This window comes from Streptomyces graminilatus, from assembly GCF_001418565.1.
Lineage (GTDB): Bacteria > Actinomycetota > Actinomycetes > Streptomycetales > Streptomycetaceae > Streptomyces > Streptomyces graminilatus.
In genome coordinates, this window is sequence record NZ_LIQQ01000364.1 from 1 (window position 1) to 3,155 (window position 3,155).

Below are 3,155 nucleotides of genomic sequence, written 5' to 3' on the forward strand. Positions count from 1 at the left end.
CTCACCCCCACTCACACCTGCGAGCCGCCCCCCGATATCCCGGACGTCATGTCCCCGTAACCAGTGATTCAGCCAGGCTTGCAAGGCTCAGCCAATGACGCCCGCCGTGCCTGAGCCTTCGCCGCCCCCCGAGGGCATCAACGGGTCCGGAGCGGCCCAGCCCGGCCCCGCCGTGCTCCCGCCCGCGCGCTCCGACGCGCCCGTACCGGGCGAGACGCGGAACAATGGGGCCATGAGCAGCCAGCCGAATGACCGGTCACAGGTACAGCACGCACAGCCGTCCGTCGGTTCCCTGACCTCCCACCGACCGCACACCGTGTCGGCCGTGGTCTCCGACCTGGAACCCGACATCGACGCCGACCTCGACCAGTACGAGGAGGCCCCTTACGACGGTGAGCTGCTGCCGCAGGGCCGCTTCCTCGACCGGGAGCGCAGTTGGCTCGCCTTCAACGAGCGAGTACTCGAACTCGCCGAGGACCCCAATACGCCCCTCCTCGAACGCGCCAACTTCCTCGCGATCTTCGCCAGCAACCTGGACGAGTTCTTCATGGTCCGGGTGGCCGGCCTGAAGCGCCGTATAGCCACCGGCGTGGCCACCCGCTCGGCGTCCGGCCTCCAGCCCCGCGAGGTCCTGGAGATGATCTGGGCCCGCTCCCGTGAGCTCATGGCCCGGCACGCCGCCTGCTACCAGGAGGACGTGGCCCCGGCGCTCGCCGAGGAGGGCGTGCACCTGGTCCGCTGGAGCGAGCTGGCGGAGAAGGAGCAGGCCCGCCTGTTCACCCTCTTCCGCCACCAGATCTTCCCGGTCCTCACCCCGCTGGCCGTCGACCCGGCACACCCCTTCCCGTACATCTCGGGCCTCTCCCTGAACCTCGCGGTCATCGTCCGCAACCCGGTCAGCGGACACCGCCACTTCGCGCGCGTCAAGGTGCCGCCGCTGCTCTCCCGCTTCCTGGAGGCCTCCCCGAACCGGTACGTGCCGATCGAGGACGTCATCGCCGCGCACCTCGAAGAGCTGTTCCCCGGCATGGAGGTCCTGGAGCACCACGCCTTCCGCCTCACCCGCAACGAGGACCTGGAGGTCGAGGAGGACGACGCCGAGAACCTGCTCCAGGCCCTGGAGAAGGAACTCATGCGGCGCCGCTTCGGGCCGCCGGTGCGCCTGGAGGTCGAGGAGTCCATCGACCGGTACGTCCTCGACCTGCTGGTACGGGAGCTGAAGATCACCGAGGCCGAGGTGTACCCGCTGCCGGGTCCGCTCGACCTCACCGGCCTCTTCGGCATCTCCTCCCTCGACCGGCCCGAGCTGAAGTACCCCAAGTTCATCGCCGGCACCCACCGCGACCTGGCCGAGGTCGAGTCGTCGTCCGCGCCGGACGTCTTCGCCGCGCTGCGCGAACGGGACGTCCTGCTCCACCACCCGTACGACAGCTTCTCCACCTCCGTCCAGGCCTTCCTGGAGCAGGCGGCCGGCGACGACGACGTCCTCGCCATCAAGCAGACCCTGTACCGGACCTCCGGCGACTCCCCGATCGTGGACGCCCTCATAGAGGCGGCCGAGGCGGGCAAGCAGGTCCTCGTCCTCGTCGAGATCAAGGCCCGCTTCGACGAGCAGGCCAACATCAAGTGGGCGCGCAAGCTGGAGGAGGCCGGCTGCCACGTCGTCTACGGCCTCGTCGGCCTGAAGACCCACTGCAAGCTGTCCCTGGTGGTCCGTCAGGAGGGCGACACGCTGCGCCGCTACTCCCACGTCGGCACCGGCAACTACCACCCCAAGACGGCCCGCCTGTACGAGGACCTGGGCCTGCTCACGGCCGACCAGCAGGTCGGCGCGGACCTCTCGGACCTGTTCAACCGGCTGTCCGGCTACTCCCGCCGCGAGACCTACCGCCGCCTGCTGGTGGCCCCCAAGTCCCTGCGGGACGGCCTGATCTCACGGATCAACAAGGAGGTCCAGCACCACCGTGCCGGACGTCCCGCGTATGTCCGTATCAAGGTCAACTCGATGGTCGACGAGGCGCTCATCGACTCCCTCTACCGCGCCTCCCAGGCAGGCGTCCCGGTCGACATCTGGGTCCGGGGCATCTGCGCCGTACGGCCCGGGGTCCCCGGCCTCTCCGACAACATACGGGTCCGTTCCGTCCTCGGCCGCTTCCTCGAACACTCCCGGATCTTCGCCTTCGGCAACGGCGGCGAGCCCGAGGTGTGGTTCGGCAGCGCCGACATGATGCACCGCAACCTCGACCGCCGCATCGAGGCACTCGTCCGGGTCACGGACCCCGCCCACCGGGCCGCGCTCAACCGGATGCTGGAAACCGGCATGTCCGACACCACGCAGTCCTGGCACCTGGGCCCGGACGGCGAATGGACCCGGCACGCGACGGACCCGGAGGGTCACCCCCTGCGGCACGTCCAGGAGATGCTCATAGACGCCCGGAGGCGTAGGCGTGGCACAGCGACACCTTGACCCGACCGACCCCGTGACCGCCGACGCCCTGGCGGACTACCTGAGGGCGCAGGCGACGGAGTTCCTCCGCGCCCTGCGCCTGCACAGGGAGACAGGCACGGGCTCCTCCGGACAGTCCGGGGAGGAGCCCGTGGACGCGGCCCGCGCCCTGCGCCACGCGGCCCGCCGCATCACGGGCACCCTCCACACCTTCCGCCCCCTCCTCGACCCCACCTGGTCGGAGGCGATGCACCCCGAACTGGCCTGGCTGTCGGGCACCCTGGCCAGAGAACACGCCTACGCGGCCCGCCTGGACCGCCTCCTACAGGCCCTCCACCGCCTGTCGGGCACCACCCCGATCCCCACCCAGGCGCGCGTAGCGGTGGGCAGTCGTTCCGCTGGGGCGGAACGGGTGGGCACTGGGGGCACCTCCCAGGCCTTCAAGGCACTGGGGGAGGACCCCGGCACAGCCGGCACCTCGGGCCCCCCACCCCAGCCCCCCACGGCTGACCGCGGCGGCAACCTGACGGTGGGCGCCGCGAAAGCAGGCGCCCTGCTCGAACGCCAGCTCACCCTCGCCCGCACCCGCTCCCACTCGGCAGCCCTACAGGCCCTCGGCTCCTCCCGCTTCCACGCCGTGGCGGACAACGTCGCGGTCCTGGCCAGCGAGGTCCCCCTCACCCCCACCGCCGCCACCACAGACCTGCCC

2 protein-coding genes are annotated in these 3,155 nt (G+C 70.8%); both read left to right on the top strand.

All coding sequences use genetic code 11. The features are described 5' to 3' along the window. Positions 1-94: 94 nt before the first annotated feature. Positions 95-2,467, top strand: coding sequence for an RNA degradosome polyphosphate kinase (locus AOK08_RS28720; RefSeq protein ID WP_107101070.1), 2,373 nt, complete (start codon positions 95-97; stop codon positions 2,465-2,467). Then, positions 2,448-3,155 (top strand): CHAD domain-containing protein (locus tag AOK08_RS28725; protein WP_157876842.1); only part of this gene is annotated, 708 nt, incomplete at its 3' end. The genes AOK08_RS28720 and AOK08_RS28725, both read left to right, overlap by 20 nt.

Excerpts from the sequence above, each read along its gene's own strand:
- AOK08_RS28720 (WP_107101070.1), top strand. The coding sequence starts at position 95 with ATGACGCCCGCCGTGCCTGAGCCTTCGCCGCCCCCCGAGGGCATCAAC.